The sequence below is a fragment of the Streptomyces sp. NPDC031111 genome (assembly GCF_055570675.1).
This window is the reverse complement of record NZ_JBVIGS010000003.1, coordinates 242,820-263,606: the sequence shown is the minus strand read 5'-3', so window position 1 is coordinate 263,606 and position 20,787 is coordinate 242,820. Positions and strand designations below refer to the sequence as shown.

Below are 20,787 nucleotides of genomic sequence, written 5' to 3'. Positions count from 1 at the left end.
TTCTTTCGGTCCGGGGTGCGGCACCAGAGGCGCTACAGCAAGTTAGGTAAGCCTTGCCTGAACAGCGTATGGAGTGGGGGCGCACTGATCAATCGAGCCTTTTCGACAGCCCTTGTAGCGATCGGGACACGGGTGCGCACGGATTCCCTGCCGGGTCGCTCCCCTCAGCGCGCCCGGAACCTGCCGGGAGTCATGCCGGTCGTCCGCCGGAAGGCCGCCCCGAACGCGCTCGCCGAGCGGTAGCCGACCGCGTCGGCCACCACGTCGACCTCCAGGCCGAGGGCCAGCAGCCGCACGGCGTGCTGGGCCCGCACCGAGGCGACCCAGCGGGCGAAGCTCGTGCCCGTCTCGCTCTGGAAGGCGCGGGTGATCGTGCGGGCGCTGCACCCGAGGGCGGTGGCCCATCCGGTCAGCGTGCGCTGGTCGGAGGGATCGGCCCGGACGACGTCCACGATGGGCCTCAGCAGCGCGGAGGTGGGCAGTTGCACCAGCAGGGCCCGGGGCGACGGGCGCAGGACGTCGAGCACCATCGCCTCGGCCACGGCCCTGGAGTGCGGCGGCAGGTCGGGCTCCTCGAGCCGTTCCAGGAGCAGCCGGAGCAGCGGGGTGATCTCCACGGCCACCGGCACGTCGGGCAGCGCCGACCGCGTGCCGTGCCGGAAGAAGTGGGCGCGGTAGGAGGTTCCGGCGACGGCCGAGGCGGAGTGCAGCTGCCCCGCCGGCATCCACAGCCCCAGCGTCGGCGTGATGCACCAGACCTGGGACCCGACCACGGCGGTGGACGTGCCGTACTCGTTCCAGAGGAGTTCGTGCCAGGGGTGCGAGTGCTCGTTCCACGTCGTGTCGGCGGCGACGACCTCCTCGTACCCCTGGATCACGAAGGGCACGTCCCCCTCACCCGCGGCGAGCGCCGGCAGGTTCCTGATGACACGCATGGGGTCAGGTTAATCGCGGGCGGGAACAGCGCGGCCGCCGCCGGTGTTGGCGCGGGTGTCAGCAGGGAAAGGCGGAGCCGTGCACGGTGAGTACAAGGTTCCCGGCGGCAAGCTGGTCGTCGTGGACGTGGACGTGGAGGACGGCGTGCTGCGGCACGCGCGCGTGGCGGGCGACTTCTTCCTCGAACCGGACGAGGCGCTGGACGCCGTGAACCGCGCCCTGGAGGGCGCCCCCGCCGACACCGACGCCGCGGGTCTGGCCGCACGCATCGACGCGTCCCTCCCCGAGGGCACGGTGATGTACGGGCTCACCTCGGAGGGCGTCGGCATCGCGGTGCGCCGTGCGCTGGCGCACGCCACCGACTGGACCGACTACGACTGGCAGCTGATCCACGAGGGCCCGCAGTCCCCCGCGCTGCACATGGCGCTGGACGAGGCGCTGACCGCCGAGGTCGCCGCGGGCCGGCGTCCTCCGACGCTGCGCGTGTGGGAGTGGGGCGCCCCGGCGGTGATCATCGGGAGCTTCCAGTCGCTGCGCAACGAGGTCGACCCGGAGGGCGCCCGGCGGCACGGCATCGAGGTCGTGCGCCGGATCTCCGGCGGCGGCGCGATGTTCGTGGAGCCGGGCAACACCATCACCTACTCGCTGTCGGTGCCGGAGGCGCTGGTGCAGGGGCTGTCGTTCCAGGACAGCTACGCCTACCTCGACGACTGGGTGCTCGGCGCGCTCGGCGAGATGGGGATCCGGGCCTGGTACCAGCCGCTGAACGACATCGCCACCGACCAGGGCAAGATCGCCGGCGCGGCGCAGAAGCGGATGGTGGGTCCGGACGGCGGCCCCGGCGCGGTGCTGCACCACGTGACCATGGCGTACGACATCGACGCCGACAAGATGCTCGACGTGCTGCGGATCGGTCGCGAGAAGCTGTCCGACAAGGGCACGAAGAGCGCGAAGAAGCGGGTGGACCCGCTGCGCCGGCAGACGGGTCTGCCGCGCGAGGCCGTCATCGAGCGGATGATCGACTCGTTCCGGGCCCGGTACGGTCTGGCGGACGGCAAGGTGACGGACGAGGAACTGGCCCTCGCGGAGGAACTGGCACGGACGAAGTTCACCGCGCCGGAGTGGACCGCCCGGGTCCCCTGACGGACGCACATCACCTCTTCACGCGGGAAATCGCGGCAAGTCGGCACCCCCTGACGGTACGTCCGCGTCACCGCCCCTCTACGGAGCGAGTTGACCCTTCCGCACCACAGGGATGCGTGTGACACTGGCGTCCCGTCCGCAGTGCGGACTCCCTCCGCACCGTCCCCCACGAAGAGTGCGCCGTGCGTTCCTTTCCTCTGCCGATCGCCCTGACCGCGCGGCTGTCGCCGGTGGTCGTCCTCGCCGCCGCCGGCTGGGCGTTGTCGTCCGGTCCGCTGGCCGCGCCCCAGGCCGCCGAGAGCAAGCCCGACGAGAAGACGGAAACGCAGTCCGCCTCCGCCCCGTCGGAGACCCAGGTCTCGAAGACGTACACCGCCGCGCCCGCGCCGTGCGACAGCATGTCCGCGGAAACCGTCAAGTCCCTTGTCCCGGGCGCCAAGACGGCCGGCAAGGAGATCGAGTCCACGGACTCCGAACTGCGCCGCACCTGTTCCTGGAACGCGCTCAAGGGCTACGAGTACCGCTGGCTCGACGTGTCCTTCGAGGTGCTGGAGTCGGACGAGGCGGCGGAGGGGTCGTACCGGGGGCGGCTGGAGGAGAAGAGCGGCGGGGGCGAGGTCCCCGGGCTCGGTGACGCCGCGTACTCGGTCGTGAACCTCACGACCGAGGACAAGCAGCAGACCCGGGAGGGCGTGGTGGTGGCCCGCGCCTCCAACGCGCTGGTGATCGTGACGTACAACGGCAGCGACTTCGAGTCCAAGAAGGCGCCCGGTACGGACGAGATCAACAAGGGAGCGATCAAGGCCGCCAAGGAGGCGGTGGCGGCACTGGAGAAGAACCGGAATTGATGGTTCCGTGACATCTGTCACACGCTGTCGGCGATCTGTGCGGGTCGGTTAGTAGAAGTCGTCCCGACGACATAGGGGACTTGTCCGTCTTGCCGTGATTGCGGGAGGGGGCGGGACAGGTGGTCCTCCGGCGCCGAGCCGATGACCGTCGCTCCTTCGCCGCATGAGGGATTCTGACGAGTCGGCAGGCGCCCCGAGGAGCGCGCCGCGGACGGGTCGGCACGCTCTCCGGCCCTCCGCAAGGCCCCTCGGGGTCTACGAAGCGCAGTAGTAGGACGGCCCTTTGCGCCCGGTGCCGGGGCGTCCCAAGAATGACCAGCCTCCGGACAGCAGGGGTGAGGTCACGCATGGGAAAGCATCGCCATCAGCAGCCGTACCGGCGGACGGTCGTCGCGGCAGTCGCCATCGGGGTCATAGGCATACCCTCGGTCGCCATGGCCTGTACCGACTGGCCCGACGAGGGTCAGCGGGGGAACCACCGCACGGCGGCCGCGGCCGAGGACGGGTGGGACGGGCCCGACTGGTACAGCAAGTGGAGCAGCCAGCAGCACGGCGAGCCCACGGCGCTGCCGTCGGACACCCCGACGGCCACCGCGAGCCCCTCGAAGCCCGCCGAGCCGAAGAAAAAGAGCACCAAGCCGTCGCCCAAGCCGAAGAAGACGGCCCCCAAGAGCACCACCGCGGCCCCGAAGCCGACCACGGCGGCGCCCAAGCCCACCACGGCCGCGCCCAAGCCGACCACGGCCGCTCCGAAGCCCTCCACCACCGCGCCGAAGCCGCCCGCCAGTGCCTCGAGCCCCGCCCCGACAGGCGGCGCCCAGGTCTCGGGGGCCGTCGCCAAGGTCGTGGAGCTCGTCAACGCCGAGCGCGGCAAGGCCGGTTGCTCCCCGGTGAAGGTGAACGCCACCCTCACCAAGGCCGCCCAGGACCACAGCGAGGACATGGCCGCGAGCGGCAACATGTCGCACACCGGCTCGGACGGATCCTCGCCCGGTGACCGCATCACCCGCGCCGGCTACAGCTGGAGCACCTACGGCGAGAACGTCGCCTACGGTTACTCCACCCCCGAGCAGGTGATGGCCGGCTGGATGGCCAGCCCCGGCCACAAGGAGAACATCCTCAACTGCGGGTTCAAGGAGATCGGTGTCGGCCTCGCCCAGCCCGGCTCCTACTGGACCCAGGACTTCGGCACGGCCCGGTAGCCACCCGCACGCTCACGCGCGCCGGTGGCCCGCCATCAGCGCGACGTACACGACCAGCGACGCCGCCAGCCCCACCGCCCATCCGTAGTCCGCGAAGGGTTTCAGGAGGGGGATCAGCCCGTCCTCGGGGAAGGGTCCCTTCCCCGGGGCCGAGTGGGAGCCGCCCACCGCGAGCACCCCTCCGGTCACGAAGGCGGTGACGGCGCGCAGGTTCCAGCCGGACGTGTACCAGTAGCGTCCGCCCGGTGTGTACAGGGCGGGCAGGTCCAGGGCGGTACGGCGGACGAGCCAGTAGTCGGCGATGAGAATCCCGGCGACGGTGCCGAGGAGCCCGCCGACCAGCCCGAGCCAGGTGAAGATGTACAGCTCGGGTGTCTCGGTGAGCTTCCACGGCATGATGAGCACGCCGACGACACCGGTGATCAGCGCGCCGGTGCGGAAGGTGATCAGTCGCGGCGCCAGGTTCGCCAGGTCGTACGCCGGTGAGACCACGTTCGCCGCGATGTTCACCGAGATGGTGGCGACGAGCACCGTCACCAGGGCGAAGAGCAGTCCGAAGACGTTGTCGGTCCTGGCGGCGAGCGCGACGGGGTCCCACAGCGGGGCCCCGTACACCGCCTGGCTGCCGGACGTGACGAACACGGACAGCAGCGCGAACAGGGTCATGGTGGTGGGCAGTCCGAGCGTCTGGCCCCAGACCTGGGCGCGCTGGCCCGCGCCGAAGCGGGTGAAGTCGGGGATGTTCAGGCTCAGGGTCGACCAGAACGCGATCATGCCCATGAGGGACGGGAAGAACACCGGCCAGAAGTCGGCGCCCCAGCCGAGCTTCGACGGCTGGTCGAGCAGCGGGCCGAGGCCGCCTGCCTTGTTCGCGATCCAGACCAGCAGCACCAGCGCGCCGACGATGACGAACGGCGCGGCCCAGTTCTCGAACCGGCGCAGGGTCTCCATGCCCCGGTAAATAATGGCCAGTTCGAGGGCCCAGAACAGCACGAAGCACACCCACAGCGTCCACGGCTGGCCCCCGACCTCCGACGCCTCGGCCCAGCCGCCGAACAGCTTGCCGAGCAGCACGAAGATGCCCTGGCCGCCGATCCAGGTCTGGATGCCGAACCAGGCGCAGGCCACCCCGGCCCGGATCATCGCCGGAAGGTTGGCGCCGCGCAGTCCGAACGAGGCGCGGGCCAGCACCGGGAACGGGATGCCGTACTTGGGGCCGGCGTGACCGGTCAGCAGCATCGGCGCGAGCACGATGACATTGGCGAGCGCGATGGTGAACACGGCCTGTTTCCAGTCCATGCCGAGCGCGACAAGCCCGGAGGCAAGCAGCCAGGACGGGATGTTGTGGGCCATACCGACCCAAAGGGCCGCGAAGTTGTACGTCGTCCAGCGGCGCCGGTCCAGCGGGACGGGCAGCAGATCGTCGTTGACGAAGCGCGGGTCGGTGGGGGTGACGCCCGGCGGGAGCTCGACGCGTCCCGCGGGGTCGGGTATGGGTGGGTCGGACGGCGTGGGCGGGACGGTCGCGGTCATGGGCGTGCCCCTTCGGCCGGGGTTACGGGTTCAGTGCCGGGATGATCTCCGCGCCGTACGCGTCGATCGTCGTCTCCTGCGCGTCGTGCATGTCGTACACGGCGAACTGGTCCACGCCCAGCTCCCGCAGTGCCCGCAGCTTCTCGATGTGCGCCTCGGGCGGGCCGAGCAGGCAGAACCGGTCGACGATCTCGTCGGGGACGAAATCCGTGGACGGGTTGCCGGCCCGGCCGTGGTGGCTGTAGTCGTAGCCGTGTCGCTCCTTGATGTACGACGTCAGCGCCTCGGGGACCAGGTCCGAGTGCTCGCCGTAGCGGGCGACCAGGTCGGCGACGTGGTTGCCGACCATGCCGCCGAACCACCGGCACTGCTCGCGGGCGTGCGCCAGGTCGTCACCGACGTACGCCGGGGCGGCGACGCAGACGGTGACGGACGCGGGGTCGCGCCCCGCCTCCACGGCCGCCGCGCGCACGGCCTTCACCATCCATTCGGTCAGATAGGGGTCGGCGAGCTGGAGGATGAAGCCGTCGGCCTTCCGTCCGGCGAGGGCCAGCGCCTTGGGCCCGTACGCCGCCATCCAGACCGGCAGTTTCCCCTCCCGCACCCAGGGGATGCTGAGCGGCTGCCCGTCGACCTCGGCCTCGCGGCCCTCGGCGAGGTCGCGGATCGCGTCGATCGCCTCGCCTAGGCGGGCCAGGGTGTTGGGCCGGCGTCCGGCGACACGCATGGCGGAGTCTCCGCGGCCGATGCCGCAGACGGTGCGGTTGCCGAACATGTCGTTGAGGGTGGCGAAGGTGGAGGCGGTCACCTCCCAGGTGCGGGTGCCCGGGTTGGTGACCATCGGGCCGACCTTGAGCTTCGTGGTGTTGGCCAGGATCTGGCTGTAGATGACGAAGGGTTCCTGCCACAGCACGGCGGAGTCGAAGGTCCAGCCGTGGGTGAAGCCGTTGCGCTCGGCGCGCTTCATCAGGCCGACGACCCGCGAGGCCGGCGGATCGGTCTGAAGGACGAGTCCGAAGTCCATGCGGGGCGCTCCTAGGTGAGGTACTGGCAGGTGGAACGCGGGGTGTAGACGCCGTGTCCGGCGCGCCCGGTGTACTCCCGCTCGGTGATGACGGGGACACCGCGCGAGAGGACGGTCTCGACGCGGCCGGTGATCCGCCTGCCCTCGTAGGCCGAGTAGTCGACGTTCATGTGGTGGGTGTCGGCGGACAGGACCTGCTCGGCGCCCGGGTCGTAGACGACGACGTCGGCGTCGGCGCCGGGCGCGATGGTGCCCTTCTTCGGGTAGAGGCCGAACATCCGGGCCGGGGTGGCGCAGGCGATCTCGATCCAGCGGCGGCGGGAGATGTGTCCGTCGAGGACGGCCTGGTGGAGCAGGTCCATGCGGTTCTCGACGCCGGGCAGGCCGTTGGGGATCTTGGAGAAGTCGCCGCGGCCGAGTTCCTTCTGGCCGACGAAGCAGAAGGGGCAGTGGTCGGTGGAGACCACCTGGAGGTCGTTGGTGCGCAGCCCTCGCCAGAGCGCCGCCTGGTGCTCCTTCGGCCTGAGCGGGGTGCTGCACACGTACTTGGCGCCCTCGAAGCCGGGCTCGGCGAGGTTGTCGGTGGACAGGAACAGATACTGCGGGCAGGTCTCGCCGAAGACGTTCAGGCCCTCGTCGCGGGCCCGCGCCAGTTCGGCGACCGCCTCGGTCGCGGAGACGTGGACGACGTACAGCGGGGCGCCGGCGACCTGGGCGAGCCGGATGGCGCGGTGGGTGGCCTCGGCCTCGAGGAGGGCCTTGCGGACCTCGCCGTGGTGGCGGGGGTCGGTCTCGCCGCGGGCGAGGGCCTGTTCGACGAGCACGTCGATGGCGATGCCGTTCTCCGCGTGCATCATGATCAGCCCGCCGTTCTCGGCGGAGCGCTGCATGGCGCGCAGGATCTGGCCGTCGTCGGAGTAGAAGACCCCGGGGTAGGCCATGAACTGCTTGAAGGAGGTGACCCCTTCCTCCACGAGCAGGTCCATCTCCTTGAGCGTCTCCTGGTTCACGTCCGAGACGATCATGTGGAAGCCGTAGTCGACGGCGCAGGTGCCCTCGGCCTTGGCGTGCCAGGCGTCCAGGCCCTGGCGCAGGGACTGGCCGACGCTCTGCACGGCGAAGTCGACGATGGTGGTCGTACCGCCCCAGGCGGCGGCCCGGGTGCCGGTCTCGAAGGTGTCGGAGGCGAAGGTGCCGCCGAACGGCAGCTCCATGTGGGTGTGGGCGTCGACGCCGCCCGGGAGGACGTACTTCCCGGTGGCGTCGATGGTCCGCTCGGCGGTGAAGGCATCGGCGGCGGGGGTGCCGGAGGCGGCGAGGGCGGCGATGCGGCCGTCCTCGATCAGGACGTCGGCGTGGATCTCGTCGGCGGCGGTGATGACGAGGCCACCACGGATGACGGTTCGGCTGCTCATGGTGCTCCCTCTCTACGAGCTCTACGAGCCGGTGCTACGACGTGCTCCTCAGGGCGCGTTCGAGGATCGCGGCGCCCTCCTCGGCCTCCGCGACGTTGAGGGACAGCGGCGGGGCGATCCGCAGGGCGCTGGTGTCGTGGCCGCCGCCCTTGCCGATGAGCAGGCCGCCCTCGCGGGCCGCTTCGAGGACGGCGGAGGCGGCGGCCGGGTCGGCCTCGTCGGTGCCGGGCTTCGTCAGCTCGATGCCGATCATCAGCCCGCGGCCGCGGACCTCGCGGACGGCGGGGACGTGGGCGGCGGCGGCCCGCAGCCGCTCGATGAGCATGCCGCCGACGCGTCGGGCGTTGCCCTGGAGGTCGTGCTCCAGCAGGTAGTTGAGGTTGGCCAGGCCGGCCGCCATGGTGATCTGGGTGCCGCCGAACGTCGAGATGCTGTTGGCGTCCAGGCAGTTCATGATCTCGGCGCGGGCGACGACCCCGCCGATGGACATGCCGTTGCCGATGCCCTTGGCGAAGGTCAGCATGTCCGGCGGCCCGCCGCGGCCGTGGGCCTGCCAGCCCCAGAAGTGCTCGCCGGTGCGGCCCCAGCCGGTCTGCACCTCGTCGGAGATCCACAGGATGCCCCGCTCGTGGAGCACCTCGCGGAAGGCCGCGTACAGCCCGTCGGGCGGTGAGGTGAAGCCGCCGACGCCCTGGATGGGTTCGGCGATGAGTGCGGCGGGCGGGCGGGTGTGGCCGAGGAGGTCCTTCAGGTCGTCGACGCAGGCCGCGACGAAGTCGTAGTCGTCGAGCGCGGCGAACGGGCCCCGGGTGCGCACGCCGCCGTGGACGTAGAGCGTCTGGAGCGGGGAGAGCGAGGTCGGGGACCAGCCGCGGTTGCCGGTGATGCCGACCGAGCTGAAGGAGCGGCCGTGGTAGCTGTTGCGCATCGCCAGGACGGTGTTGCTGCGCCGGTAGGTGGTGGCGAGCAGCAGGGCGGTGTCGTTGGCCTCGGTGCCGGAGGTGGTGAAGAACACCCGGGCGTCCGGGATGCCGCTCAACTGGGCGATGCGCTCGGCGAGTTCCACCATCTGCCGGTTGAGGTAGAGGGTGGAGGAGTGGACGATCCGCCCGGCCTGCTCGCTCACCGCCTTGGTGACCTCGGGCAGGGCGTGGGCGGTCATGGTGGTGAGGATGCCGCCGAAGAAGTCGAGGTAGCGGTTGCCCTCGGAGTCCCAGACGTGGCGGCCCTCGCCGTGGGTGATCTCGATGGGCTCCTCGTAGTAGAGGGCGAGCCAGTCGGGGAGCACCGAGCGGTGGCGGCCCAGCAGGTCGTCGGTCACGGCCGCACCAGCCCTTCGTAGGCGTCGGGGCGGCGGTCGCGGTAGAAGGCCCACTGCTGCCGCACCTCGTCGATGAGGCCGAAGTCCAGGTCGCGGACCACGAGTTCCTCCTTGCTGTCGCTGGCGACGTCGCCGACGAACTGGCCGCGCGGGTCGACGAAGTACGAGGTGCCGTAGAAGTCGTTGTCGCCGTACTCCTCCACGCCGACGCGGTTGATCGCGGCGACGAAGTACTCGTTGGCGACGGCCGCCGCCGGCTGCTCCAGCCGCCACAGGTGGGACGAGAGTCCCCGGTGCGTGGCGGACGGGTTGTACACCAACTGGGCTCCGTTGATGCCGAGTTGCCGCCAGCCCTCGGGGAAGTGGCGGTCGTAGCAGATGTAGACGCCGACCTTGCCGACGGCGGTGTCGAACACGGGCCAGCCGAGGTTGCCGGGCCGGAAGTAGAACTTCTCCCAGAAGCCCTTGACCTGCGGGATGTGGTGCTTGCGGTATTTGCCGAGGACGGTGCCGTCGGCGTCGATCACGGCGGCGGTGTTGTAGTAGTAGCCCGACTGCTCGATCTCGAACACCGGCACGACGATCACCATGCCGGTCTCGCGGGCCAGTTCCCGCATCCGGCGGACGGTCGGCCCGTCGGGCACGGGTTCGGCCCAGCGGTAGTGCTCGGGGTCCTGGACCTGGCAGAAGTAGGGCGCGTTGAACACCTCCTGGAACCCGATGACCTTCGCACCCTGCCGGGCCGCCTCGCGGGCGTGCTCCTCGTGTTTTGCCAGCATGGACTCGGTGTCACCGGTCCAGGTGGCCTGGACCAGAGCGGCACGTACGACGTTGGCCATGAGCTGCTCCTTCGACGCGACGTCAGAGCCTCTACGCCCGTAGAAGGGCCGTAGAGGGACGAAAGTAGGCCTCTCGGGCGGCCTTGCCAAGACCATCGTCGTGAACCCGCTGAGTCGATCGTGTTTCGCACTCCTGTGGGTGAGTCGGTCGCGCCCGTCGGCGCCGGTCAGGCGGTGAACCCGGCGACACGGAGGGCGTGCAGCAGATCCCAGTGCCGCTCGTCCGAGACGTCCCGGGCGGCGGTGAGGAGCAGGGGGACCAGCCGCCGCGGGTCCGGTGCCGCCGTGCGGGCAGCGTCCTCGGGGGTGCGCATACGGACACAGGCGTCCAGCAGCGCCCGCAGCTCGCGGTGCCGTGCCTCCGTGTCCAGGGCGAGCACGGCCCGCCCGAGCTCGTCGGCCGGCCGCACGACGCCCTGCCGCAGGATCCGCTCCCCGTCCTGGGCGCGGCCCGCCGCGGTGAGCGCGTCGGCGGTGACGACCAGCCGTTCGGCGGGCAGCGAGGCGGCGGCCTCCCACAGCAGGGTCGCCCAGTCGGCTTCCAGCCCGGCCCGCCGCATCTCCTCCGCGAGCAGCGGGAAGCGTACGGCCGGCCCGCGGGCGGTCTCGATCAGCAGCGCGTGCGCCTCCCCGCCGCGCCCCTCGTGGCGCAGCCGCTTGAGTGCCGCCACGACCCGGCCCGCCTCGCGCCGGTCCGCATCGAGGGGCCGCTCGGTCCGGGGCCGCGCCTCCTCGGGCGCCACCTCGGCGGCGGCCCCGGCGAACCGGGCGCCGCGCGGGGTGCGACGAGGCGTGGTTCCGGACGCGGGCGGACTCGGCGAGGCCACGGGAGGTACGACGACGGCGCCGGCCTCCTCGTCCACGGCCGCCCCGGCGAACCGGGCGCCGCCCCGCCGGCGCCGGCGGGCGGTGGGGGCGGGCTCCGTTTCCGGGCGGTCGTGCGCGACGGCCTCGTCCCCGTCGCCGTCGGAGCCGACCGTCGAGGTCCGCCCGGCGTCGTCGCGTCGCGTCTGTCGCCCCGGGTCGGGTTGACGGGACCGGCCGTCGAGCGCCGTCAGGCGGGCGGTGATCTCCGCGCACCGGGCCGTGGCGCGTTCGTGGTCGTCCTGGGTCCAGGCGAGGTCGACGCGGAGGGTGTCGACCTGTTCGCGGGTGGTGGCGGCGGCGAGCCGGCGGGTCAGCTCCGCGCGGCGCTCCGCCGCGTACCTCTGCTCGCGCAGCATGACGTCCAGCCGGTCGCTCAGCGCCTCCCGGGCCCCGGGCCGGGCGTCGTACACGGCCAGGGCGGCCAGGTACAGGGAGCGGGCGTGCGGGGTCTCGGCGGTGGCGGCCCCGGTGCCGTATGCCGCGGCGAGGTCCTGGAGCAGGGCCTCCACCACGTCCCAGGGCGGCGGCTCACGCCCGTCGAGGCAGGCCCGGATCCCGTCGGGGTCGCGCTGCCAGAACACCGCGCACCAGCCGCCGGACGGATCCAGCCGCGCCAGCAGATCCCGAAGGTAGTCAGTGAACTCCCGGATGCCGCCCGGGAGTTGCTCCACCGTCATGGCCAACTCCCGCCCGATCCGGAGTACTCAGCTCCGTAGGTAACACCCGTCGTGTTACAGCGGCGCTACGGAGAGTTTTCCGGCGGAACTCAGGCGGCGACCGGGGCGGTCGGGGTCGTCTGTGCGCAGCGCCCGACCAGTTCGTCCATCGAGAGGCCTAGCGCGGCGGCCAGCGCGGCCACCGTGAAGAAGGCGGGGGTCGGGGCCCGGCCCGTCTCGATCTTGCGGAGGGTCTCCGCGGAGATGCCGGCGCTCGCCGCGACGTCGGTCATGCTGCGGCCGCCGCGCGCCTCGCGCAGCAGCCGGCCGAGCCGCTCGCCGCGTTCGCGCTCTTCGGGGGTCAAGGGGGTGCGCACCATGGCACCCATTCTAATACCGGTATAGTAATTGGCATGGTGGAGCTGAAGACCGATACACACATCGATGCCATGTACGAGGCGGGCCAGGTCGTCGCGAGCGCGCTGACGGCCGCACGGAAGGCCGCCGACGTGGGCGTTTCCCTGCTGGAGCTGGACGAGGTGGCGCGGGACGCGCTGCGTGCGGCGGGTGCGACCTCACCCTTCCTGGGCTACCGGCCGTCCTTCGCGCCGACCCCGTTCCCGGCGGTGATCTGCGCGTCCGTCAACGACGCGATCGTGCACGGCATCCCGGACGGCTACCGGCTGCGCGACGGGGACCTCGTCTCGATCGACTGCGGCGCCCAGCTGGGCGGCTGGGCCGGGGACTCGGCGATCAGCTTCATCGTGGGCACCCCGCGCCCGGCCGACGAACGGCTGATCGAGACCGCCGAGCGGGCACTCGCCGCGGGGATCGCGGCGGCCGTCGTCGGCAACCGCATCGGCGACATCGCGCACGCGATCGGCACGGTGTGCCGCGCCGGGGGGTACGGCATCATGGAGGACTTCGGCGGCCACGGCATCGGCCGGCGCATGCACGAGGACCCGGCGGTGCCCAACGAGGGCCGGCCGGGGAGGGGGATGCCCCTGCGGCCCGGCATGGTCCTCGCGATCGAGCCCATGCTGATCGCCGGCGGCACGGACGCGTACCACGCCGCCCCGGACGGCTGGACCCTCCGCACCAACGACGGCACCCGAGCGGCCCACGTGGAACACACGGTGGCGATCACCGAGAGCGGTCCGCGGGTTCTGACCGCCCGGCTCACGGCGTGAGCACACGCCCCAACCACCCTCCGCCCGCACAGCCGGAGGCTGTGTTGCGCGGAGGAGGCAGCCGAACGCGCTCCGGAGGCTCCCTTCCGCGCCCCCACCGGGACCGGCGCGCCGGGGCGGGAATCCCGGACCATAGATCAAGGTGAGAACGTTTCCTCGCACAGAAATCCAGGCGATCCGCAGACGTCTGCCGCCGGATGCGGGACAAGTCCGGACCGGCGAGCCGGCATCATCGCCAAGATTTCTCACACCATCCTACTTTTTTGTATCTCCTTGCCCTCCTCGGCCGTTCTGCCGCTAGCTGGGTGCCGCGCCGCTCCTCGCCCCCTGGCTCCCGATGAGCCACGGGCACGTCGACGAGGGGAGCCGGCCGAGCCATCAGCACGCGAGGAGAGTCATGAAGAAGGCATACGAAGCGCCGACCCTCGTCCGTCTCGGGACGTTCCGCAAGGAGACCGGACTCCTGGGGAGGAGCGGCAACGACCGGCTGATCCTGAGCAAGAACTGACGGGCGACGGTACCGACCCGACGTCATGACACCACTGCACGCATGTGCGGGGACGGGCCCCGGCGAGGCGCACTTCGCGGTCTTCACCGACCGCGAGGAGGCGGCCGCCGCGGCCCGCTCCTTCGCCCGGCCCGGCTGCCGGACCGTACACCACCCCTCGGGCCGGCCCTGGCTGGTGGGCCACTGGCCCGAGGACGAGGCCGTCACCGTGCGAGCCGGTGGGGCCGCCCTCGCGGTCATCGGCTGCTGCCCCGTCGAGGCGGACGAACTGCGGCGCCGGGCGGCCCGATTGCGCGACCTCGCCGAGGTCGGCGCGCTGGCCCGGTCCCTGCCGGGCAGCTTCCACCTGGTGGCCGCCCTCGACGGGAGCGTCCGCGTCCAGGGCACCGCCTCCGGCCTCCGGCTGGTCTTCCACACGGAGATCGCCGGCACCCGGGTCGTCGCCACCCGGGCCGACGTGCTCGCGGACGCCCTCGCCCTCGAACCCGATCCCGCGGAACTGGCCGTCCGGCTGCTGTGGCCCGCGCCGTACCCGCTCTACGAGACGTCCCTGTGGCCCGCCGTCACCGCCGTACCTCCGCAGGACGCGGTGGTCGTCGCGGCTGACGGGCGAGGCGCCCGGCACACCCGCTGGTGGACACCGCCCGAGCCTGTCGTGCCGCTGGCGGAGGCGGCCGGCCCGGTCCGCACGGCGCTCGAGGAAGCCGTCGGCGCCCGGACCCGGCGGGGCGGTGTGGTCAGCTGCGACCTGTCCGGCGGGCTGGACTCCACCTCCGTCTGCTTCCTCGCCGACCACTCCCCCGCGCGCGTGGTGGCCGGCACCTGGCCCGGACGCGACCCGGCGGACACCGATCTGTACTGGGCCGAGCAGGCGGCCCGGTATCTCCCGGACGTCGAGCACGTGGTCTGGGACGCCGACGCCTCGCCGCTGGTCTACGACGGTCTGCTCGGCATCGACGACCTGCTGGACGAGCCCACCATCGGTGTGATGGACCGCTCCCGGGCCCTGCACCATCTGCCGGGACTCGCCGAGCGGGGCAGCCGCGTGCACCTGACCGGCATCGGCGGCGACCACGTGGCCTGGTGCTCCGAGGCGTACTACCACCGACTGCTGCGCACCCGCCCCCTGCACGCGCTGCGGCAACTGCGCGGGTTCCGGGCCCTGTGGCAGTGGCCGCTGGGCGGCACGGTCCGCGCCCTGGCCGACTCACGGCCGTACGGGAAGTGGCTCGCCGACGCCGCGGGCCGGCTGCGCCGGCCGGCCGCCTCGTCCTCCGTCGGCGCCGGACTCGGCTGGGGCACGGCCCCGCGGCTCCTCGACTGGGTGACCCCGGACGCCGAACGGCTGGCGCGGCGGGCCCTGCTCGACGCCGCCGCGACGGCGACTCCCCTGCATCCCGACCGGGGCATGCACACGGACCTGGAGCAGATCCGCTCCACGACGCGTGTCATCAGGCAGTGGGACCACATGGCGGCCCGCGCCGGGCTGCCGATGGCCTCGCCGTTCCTCGACGACCGGGTCATCGAAGCGTGCCTCGCCGTGCGTCCGGCCGAGCGGGTCACGCCGTACCGCTACAAGCCGGTGCTGACCGCCGCGATGAGCGGGGTGGTGCCCGAACCGTGTCTGCGCCGGACCACCAAGGCCACGGCCTCCATGGACGCCTCCAACGGGCTGCGCGAGAACCGCGCCGAGCTGCTGGCGCTGTGGGAGGACTCCCGGCTGGAGCGGCTCGGGCTGGTGGACGGCGCCGAGCTGCGCCGTCTCGCCCGGCGGCCGGCCTCCCCCGGGCTGTCCGACGCCGTCCTCTACTCGACGATCGCCGCCGAGGTGTGGCTGCGTGGGCGCTCCCGCAGCCACGGCGGCTCCCGTACCCGTGTCCCCTAGGGCCCGCGCGCACCGCGGGGCCGCCCCGCCCTCGGTGCAGAAAGGCGATGCCATGCCCCTGCGTTTCGACACACACGTCTCCACGGCCGAGACCGACTACGGCACCGTGCTCCTCGACGAACGGGCCGGAACCTACTGGGAGTTGAACCCCACCGCCACGCTGGTGGTGCGGGCGCTGATGGACGGCGGCGAGAGTGCCGACGCGGCCGCCGCCCTGGTCCGCGAGTTCGACATCGAGCCGGCGCAGGCCCTGCGGGACGTCGAGGCGCTCGTCGGCGACCTGCGCGAGGCGGGGCTGGCCTCATGACGACACCCAGCGCGCTGGAACGCCCGACGGGTGTGCCGCTCGGGCGGCGGCTGGCCGCCCGGCTGGTCCTGGCGCCCGCCGTGGTACTCGCCCTGCTGCCGCCGCGCCGCATCCGCACCGTGCTGCATCTGCTGCGGCGCGGCGCGGCACCCGCCACCGCCGTCCAGGCGCAGGCCGCGCGCGACGCCCTGTGCGCCGTCAGCCTGCGCTGCACCGGGCCGAAGGGGTGTCTGCCGCGTTCCCTGGGCGCCGCGCTGCTGTGCCGACTGCGGGGGACGTGGCCGACCTGGTGCGCGGGCGTCCGCGTGGTGCCGCCCTTCACCGCCCACGCCTGGATCGAGGCGGAGGGCCGCCCGGTCGGCGAAGGCGTCCCCGACGGCTATTTCGCCCGGCTGGTCTCCGTGGAGCCCTCCTCCCGATGACCGACCGCCCTCCCCCCGACGCCCCGGCACACACCGGCGACCCGCCACACACCGGGGCCCCGACCGGCGCCCCGGCCCGGAACCTCCACCGACGACCCGAGCCCACCGACGACCCCGCCCTCCCGGACGGGATCCGCCCCATCCGGACCCCACACGAACCGACCCCCAACCACCCGACACCCGGCCCCCCACCATCCACCCCGACACCACAACCCGAACCCACCGACCACCCCGCACCCCCGGACGAGCGCCGGTCCGTCCGGGCCGCGTTGTGCACGCTGTTCCGGCTCACCGCCGGACACCGGCGGGCCATGGGTCTGGCCGTGCTGCTGACCCTCGTGGGCTCCGCCCTCGGGCTGGCCCAGCCGCTCGTGGCCCGGCAGGCCGTCGACGCGAGCGGCCGCGGGCAGGTCGTCTGGCCGCTGCTGGGGCTGCTCGGCGCGCTGTTCGTCGCCGAGGCCGTGACCGGCTCGGTGGGCCGCTTCCTCCTGGAGCGCATGGGCGAGGGCGTGGTACGACAGCTCCGGCTCGGCCTGGTCGACCGGCTGCTCCGGCTGGAGATGCGCGTCCACGACCGCCACCGCGGCGGCGACCTCGTCTCGCGCGTCACCGCCGACACGACCCTGCTGCGCGAAGTCGTCTCCCAGTCATTGGCCGATCTGGTGACCGGGAGCATCGTCGCCGCCGGCGCGCTCGTCCTGATGGCGTGGCTCGACCCGCTGCTGCTCCTCCTCGTGGTCGTGACCGTGGCCGTCGCGGCAGGCGTCGTGGCCTCGCTGCTCCAGGCGATCCGGTGCGCCTCGGAGCGGATGCAGCAGGCGGTCGGTGCCATCGCCGCCGACCTGGAGCGGGCGTTGGGCGCCCTGCCCATGGTCCGGGTGCACCGCGCCGAGGCGCGCGAGTCGGCCCGGGTGGGGGCCCGGGTGGACGAGGCGCACGACGCGGGCGTGCGCACCGCGAAACTCGCCTCCGTGATGAGCCCGGCCGTCGAGCTCGCCGTCCAGGGTTCCTTCCTCCTCGTCCTCGTGGTCGGCGGCCTGCGCGTGGGCGGGCGGTCGGGTTCCCTGGGCGACCTCGTCGCCTTCCTGCTGTACGCCTCGTATCTCGTGCTGCCGCTGTCCTCGGTGTTCCACGCGGTGGGCCAGGTCCAGCGCGGCATGGGTGCCCACCGGCGGGTCGAGCAGGCCATGCGCCTGCCCGTCGAGCACACGGGGCCGGGCCTCGCGCCCGCCCGCCCCGCCGCCCGTCCCCGCTCCGGGGCGCGGGGCGCCGGCGAGCGGCCGGTGCTCGCACTGGACGACGTCCACTTCGGCTACGCACCGCACCGGCCCGTGCTGCGCGGCGTCTCCTTCGCCGTGGACACACACCGCCAGGTCGCTCTGGTGGGTCCCTCGGGCGCCGGGAAGAGCACGGTTTTCGCCCTGGTCGCGGGCTTCTACGAACCGGACTCGGGCGCCGTGCTCTTCGACGGCCGACCGGCCGCAGAACTGGGCCGTGAAGCGTGCCGGCGCCGCATCGCCGTCGTGGACCAGAACACCCACGTCGTCCACGGCACCCTGCGGGAGAACATCGCCTACGCCGTGCCGGACGCCCCGGAGGCGGAGCTGAGGCGGGTGGTGGAGCTGGCCGGGCTCGCGGAACTCGTCGACCGCCTGCCCGGAGGCCTGGACAACGTCGTCGGCGAGCGCGGGAGCACCCTCTCCGGCGGCGAACGCCAGCGCGTGGCACTGGCCCGGGCCCTGCTCGCCCGTCCCGCGCTGCTCCTGCTCGACGAGCCCACCTCGCACCTGGACGCGATCAACGAGGCCGCGCTGACCTCGGTGATGAAGGACGTGGCACGGGAGTGCGCCGTGCTGGTCGTCGCCCACCGTCTGTCCACCGTGCGGCACGCCGATCGGATCGTCGTCCTGGACGGGGGCCGTACGGTCGGGCAGGGGCGGCACGAGGAGCTGCTGGCCACGAACGCCCTCTACCGGCGGCTGACCACGAGCCAGCTGCCGCGGCCGGGCGACCGCCCGTCCGCCGGGCGTCCCCGGTCACCCTTCTGACATGCCCGCGGACACGGATCGTGTCATCGTTGGCATGAGCGAGCCCCGACCGGGTTACCCGGCCCCGGCACGTCGACCCAGCGAAGGAACGGATGACGATGACGAGTGGTTTCGTCGGCCCGGAGGGTGACCCCTTCGCAGAATTCCTCGCCCGCTTCTTCGGCGGACAACGCCCCCGCCAGATCGACATCGGCAGGCTCCTCAGCCAGCCCGCCCGGGAACTGGTGCGCGGGGCCGCCCAGTACGCCGCCGAGCACGGCAGCCGTGACCTGGACACCCAGCACCTGCTGCGCGCCGCGCTCTCCGCCGAGCCGACCCGCAGCCTGCTCAGCCGGGCCGGCGCGGACCCCGACTCGCTGGCGTCGCAGATCGACGACCGGTCCGGACCGGTCCAGCACGGCCCGGAGGACGCCCCGCCGCCGACCTCGCTGTCCCTGACGCCCGCCGTCAAGCGGGCCCTGCTGGACGCGCACGAGATGGCCCGCGCGTCGGGCGCCGGCTACATCGGCCCCGAGCACGTCCTCAGCGCCCTCGCCTCCAACCCCGACTCGGCCGCGGGCCACATCCTCAACGCGGCCCGCTTCGCCCCCTCCGGCCCGCCGGAGGCACCGGAGGCCCCGCAGGTCCGCGCCGAACGGCCCCGCCCCGCCACGGGCACCCCGACCCTGGACAAGTACGGCCGTGACCTCACCGAGCTCGCCCGCGAGGGCCGTGTCGACCCGGTGATCGGACGCGACGACGAGATCGAGCAGACCGTAGAGGTGCTCTCCCGGCGCGGCAAGAACAACCCGGTGCTGATCGGGGACGCGGGCGTCGGCAAGACGGCCGTCGTGGAGGGGCTGGCCCAGCGGATCGCCGAGGGCGACGTGCCCGACGTACTCCTCGGCCGGCGCGTGGTCGCCCTGGACCTGACCGCCGTGGTCGCCGGAACCCGCTACCGGGGCGACTTCGAGGAGCGGATGAACAACATCGTCGAGGAGATCCGCACCCACTCCGACCAGCTGATCATCTTCATCGACGAGCTGCACACCGTCGTCGGCGCCGGGGGCGGAGGCGAGGGCGGCTCGATGGATGCCGGGAACATCCTCAAGCCGGCCCTCGCCCGCGGCGAGCTGCACATCGTGGGCGCGACCACCCTGGAGGAGTACCGCCGCATCGAGAAGGACGCGGCACTGGCCCGCCGCTTCCAGCCGATCATGGTGCCCGAGCCGACCCCGGCGGACGCCATCGAGATCCTGCGCGGGCTGCGGGACCGGTACGAGGCCCACCACCAGGTCCGCTACACCGACGAGGCGCTGGTGGCGGCCGTGGAGCTGTCCGACCGCTATCTGAGCGACCGCCGCCTGCCGGACAAGGCCATCGACCTGATCGACCAGGCCGGGGCACGGGTGCGGCTGCGGGCCCGGACCAAGGGCACGGACGTACGGGCCATGGAGCGCGAGGTCGACCAGCTGACCTGCGACAAGGACCAGGCGGTCGCCGACGAGCAGTACGAGCGGGCCACGCACCTGCGGGACCGCATCGTGGAGCTGAAGCAGCGGATCACGGAGGCCGGCGGCGACGGCGAGGTCGACGAGGGGCAGAGCCTGTGGGTGGACGCCGAGGCGATCGCCGAGGTGGTGGCCCGGCAGACGGGCATCCCGGTCAGCCGGCTCACCGAGGAGGAGAAGGACCGGCTGCTGGGCCTGGAGCAGCATCTGCACCAGCGGGTCGTCGGCCAGGACGAGGCCGTGAGCGTCGTCTCGGACGCCGTGATGCGCTCGCGCGCGGGTCTGTCCAGCCCCGACCGGCCGATCGGCAGCTTCCTGTTCCTCGGCCCGACGGGCGTCGGCAAGACGGAGCTGGCGCGGGCGCTCGCCGAGGCGCTGTTCGGCAGTGAGGACCGGATGGTGCGCCTGGACATGAGCGAGTACCAGGAGCGGCACACGGTGAGCAGGCTGGTGGGTGCCCCGCCCGGCTATGTGGGGCACGAGGAGGCCGGGCAGCTCACCGAGGTGGTGCGCCGGCATCCGTACTCGCTGCTGCTGCTGGACGAGGTGGAGAAGGCGCACCCGGATGTCTTCAACATCCTGCTCCAGGTCCTCGACGACGGCCGGCTGACCGACTCGCAGGGCCGGACGGTGGACTTCACCAACACCGTGATCGTGATGACCAGCAATCTCGGTTCCGAGGCGATCACGCGGCGCGGCGCGACTCTCGGTTTCGCGTCCGGCGGCGCGGAGGCCGACGAGGAGGCGCGGCGCGAGCAGATCCTGCGGCCGCTGCGGGAGCACTTCCGGCCCGAGTTCCTCAACCGGATCGACGAGGTCGTGGTGTTCCGCCAGCTGACCCGCGAGGAACTGCGGCGGATCACCGACCTGCTCCTGGAGAGCACCCGGCGCGGACTGAAGGGCCAGGGCATCGCGATCGACTTCACCGACGCGGCCGTGGACTGGCTGGCCGAACGGGGCCACCAGCCCGAGTACGGCGCCCGGCCGCTGCGCCGCACCATCCAGCGGGAGGTCGACAACCAGCTGTCCCGGCTGCTGCTGGACGGCCGGGTCCGGGAGGGCGGCCGGGTGACCGTGGACGCGCGGGACGGTCACCTGACGTTCCGTACGCAGGAGACGCCGGCCGCCGAGCTGTGACGGCGCCGGCGTCCCC

Annotated in this window: 18 protein-coding genes; 10 read left to right on the top strand and 8 right to left on the bottom strand. The window is 72.6% G+C overall.

Annotated features, from left to right (window positions below; translation table 11 throughout):
• Positions 1–164: 164 nt before the first annotated feature.
• Positions 165–935, bottom strand: a complete 771-nt coding sequence (locus ACZ470_RS08405) for a helix-turn-helix transcriptional regulator (protein WP_468425616.1) — start codon at positions 933–935, stop codon at positions 165–167.
• A 79-nt stretch (positions 936–1,014) separates the two neighbouring features.
• On the opposite strand from ACZ470_RS08405, the gene ACZ470_RS08400 reads away from it, so the two are divergent.
• The 3 genes from ACZ470_RS08400 to ACZ470_RS08390 all read left to right on the top strand — a co-directional run bounded on the left by ACZ470_RS08400 (position 1,015) and on the right by ACZ470_RS08390 (position 4,129).
• Positions 1,015–2,079, top strand: coding sequence for a lipoate--protein ligase family protein (locus ACZ470_RS08400; protein WP_468425615.1), 1,065 nt, complete (start codon positions 1,015–1,017; stop codon positions 2,077–2,079).
• 182 nt (positions 2,080–2,261) lie between these two features.
• On the top strand, positions 2,262–2,927 hold the full coding sequence (locus ACZ470_RS08395; protein WP_468425613.1) for a hypothetical protein: 666 nt from the start codon (positions 2,262–2,264) through the stop codon (positions 2,925–2,927).
• A gap of 347 nt (positions 2,928–3,274) precedes the next feature.
• Entirely contained in the window at positions 3,275–4,129 is an 855-nt protein-coding gene (locus tag ACZ470_RS08390) for a CAP domain-containing protein (protein WP_468425611.1), read from the top strand.
• A gap of 12 nt (positions 4,130–4,141) precedes the next feature.
• On the opposite strand, the gene ACZ470_RS08385 is transcribed toward ACZ470_RS08390, so the two are convergent.
• The 7 genes from ACZ470_RS08385 to ACZ470_RS08355 form a co-directional block, all read right to left on the bottom strand.
• On the bottom strand, positions 4,142–5,662 hold the full coding sequence (locus tag ACZ470_RS08385; RefSeq protein WP_468425609.1) for an NCS1 family nucleobase:cation symporter-1: 1,521 nt from the start codon (positions 5,660–5,662) through the stop codon (positions 4,142–4,144).
• A gap of 22 nt (positions 5,663–5,684) precedes the next feature.
• A complete protein-coding gene (locus tag ACZ470_RS08380; RefSeq protein WP_468425607.1) occupies positions 5,685–6,686 on the bottom strand; it encodes a TIGR03842 family LLM class F420-dependent oxidoreductase in 1,002 nt (333 codons plus the stop codon).
• A gap of 11 nt (positions 6,687–6,697) precedes the next feature.
• A complete protein-coding gene (gene hydA / locus ACZ470_RS08375) occupies positions 6,698–8,101 on the bottom strand; it encodes a dihydropyrimidinase (protein WP_468425605.1) in 1,404 nt (467 codons plus the stop codon).
• A 34-nt stretch (positions 8,102–8,135) separates the two neighbouring features.
• The gene (locus ACZ470_RS08370) at positions 8,136–9,422 is read right to left on the bottom strand and encodes an aspartate aminotransferase family protein (RefSeq protein ID WP_468425603.1); all 1,287 of its coding nucleotides are present in this window, start codon (positions 9,420–9,422) and stop codon (positions 8,136–8,138) included.
• Positions 9,419–10,261 carry a nitrilase-related carbon-nitrogen hydrolase gene (locus tag ACZ470_RS08365; RefSeq protein WP_468425601.1) on the bottom strand — a complete coding sequence of 281 codons (843 nt, stop codon included), beginning with the start codon at positions 10,259–10,261 and terminating at the stop codon, positions 9,419–9,421. Before ACZ470_RS08365 ends, ACZ470_RS08370 begins: the two co-directional genes overlap by 4 nt.
• Before the next feature lie 167 nt (positions 10,262–10,428).
• Positions 10,429–11,805 carry a hypothetical protein gene (locus tag ACZ470_RS08360; protein WP_468425599.1) on the bottom strand — a complete coding sequence of 459 codons (1,377 nt, stop codon included), beginning with the start codon at positions 11,803–11,805 and terminating at the stop codon, positions 10,429–10,431.
• 89 nt (positions 11,806–11,894) lie between these two features.
• Positions 11,895–12,164 carry a helix-turn-helix domain-containing protein gene (locus tag ACZ470_RS08355; protein WP_468425597.1) on the bottom strand — a complete coding sequence of 90 codons (270 nt, stop codon included), beginning with the start codon at positions 12,162–12,164 and terminating at the stop codon, positions 11,895–11,897.
• A gap of 33 nt (positions 12,165–12,197) precedes the next feature.
• On the opposite strand from ACZ470_RS08355, the gene map reads away from it, so the two are divergent.
• From map to ACZ470_RS08320, 7 genes are all read left to right on the top strand, one after another.
• Entirely contained in the window at positions 12,198–12,974 is a 777-nt protein-coding gene (gene map / locus ACZ470_RS08350; RefSeq protein ID WP_468425595.1) for a type I methionyl aminopeptidase, read from the top strand.
• 397 nt (positions 12,975–13,371) lie between these two features.
• A complete protein-coding gene (locus ACZ470_RS08345; protein ID WP_107102704.1) occupies positions 13,372–13,482 on the top strand; it encodes a keywimysin-related RiPP in 111 nt (36 codons plus the stop codon).
• A gap of 25 nt (positions 13,483–13,507) precedes the next feature.
• On the top strand, positions 13,508–15,367 hold the full coding sequence (locus tag ACZ470_RS08340; protein WP_468425593.1) for a lasso peptide isopeptide bond-forming cyclase: 1,860 nt from the start codon (positions 13,508–13,510) through the stop codon (positions 15,365–15,367).
• Between the two features lie 52 nt (positions 15,368–15,419).
• Positions 15,420–15,674 carry a lasso peptide biosynthesis PqqD family chaperone gene (locus ACZ470_RS08335; protein ID WP_468425591.1) on the top strand — a complete coding sequence of 85 codons (255 nt, stop codon included), beginning with the start codon at positions 15,420–15,422 and terminating at the stop codon, positions 15,672–15,674.
• Positions 15,671–16,096, top strand: coding sequence for a lasso peptide biosynthesis B2 protein (locus tag ACZ470_RS08330; RefSeq protein ID WP_468425589.1), 426 nt, complete (start codon positions 15,671–15,673; stop codon positions 16,094–16,096). Before ACZ470_RS08335 ends, ACZ470_RS08330 begins: the two co-directional genes overlap by 4 nt.
• The gene (locus ACZ470_RS08325) at positions 16,093–18,144 is read left to right on the top strand and encodes an ABC transporter ATP-binding protein (protein ID WP_468425587.1); all 2,052 of its coding nucleotides are present in this window, start codon (positions 16,093–16,095) and stop codon (positions 18,142–18,144) included. The genes ACZ470_RS08330 and ACZ470_RS08325 overlap by 4 nt, the downstream gene beginning before the upstream one ends.
• 98 nt (positions 18,145–18,242) lie before the next feature.
• Positions 18,243–20,771, top strand: a complete 2,529-nt coding sequence (locus ACZ470_RS08320) for an ATP-dependent Clp protease ATP-binding subunit (protein WP_468425585.1) — start codon at positions 18,243–18,245, stop codon at positions 20,769–20,771.
• Positions 20,772–20,787 lie beyond the last annotated feature (16 nt).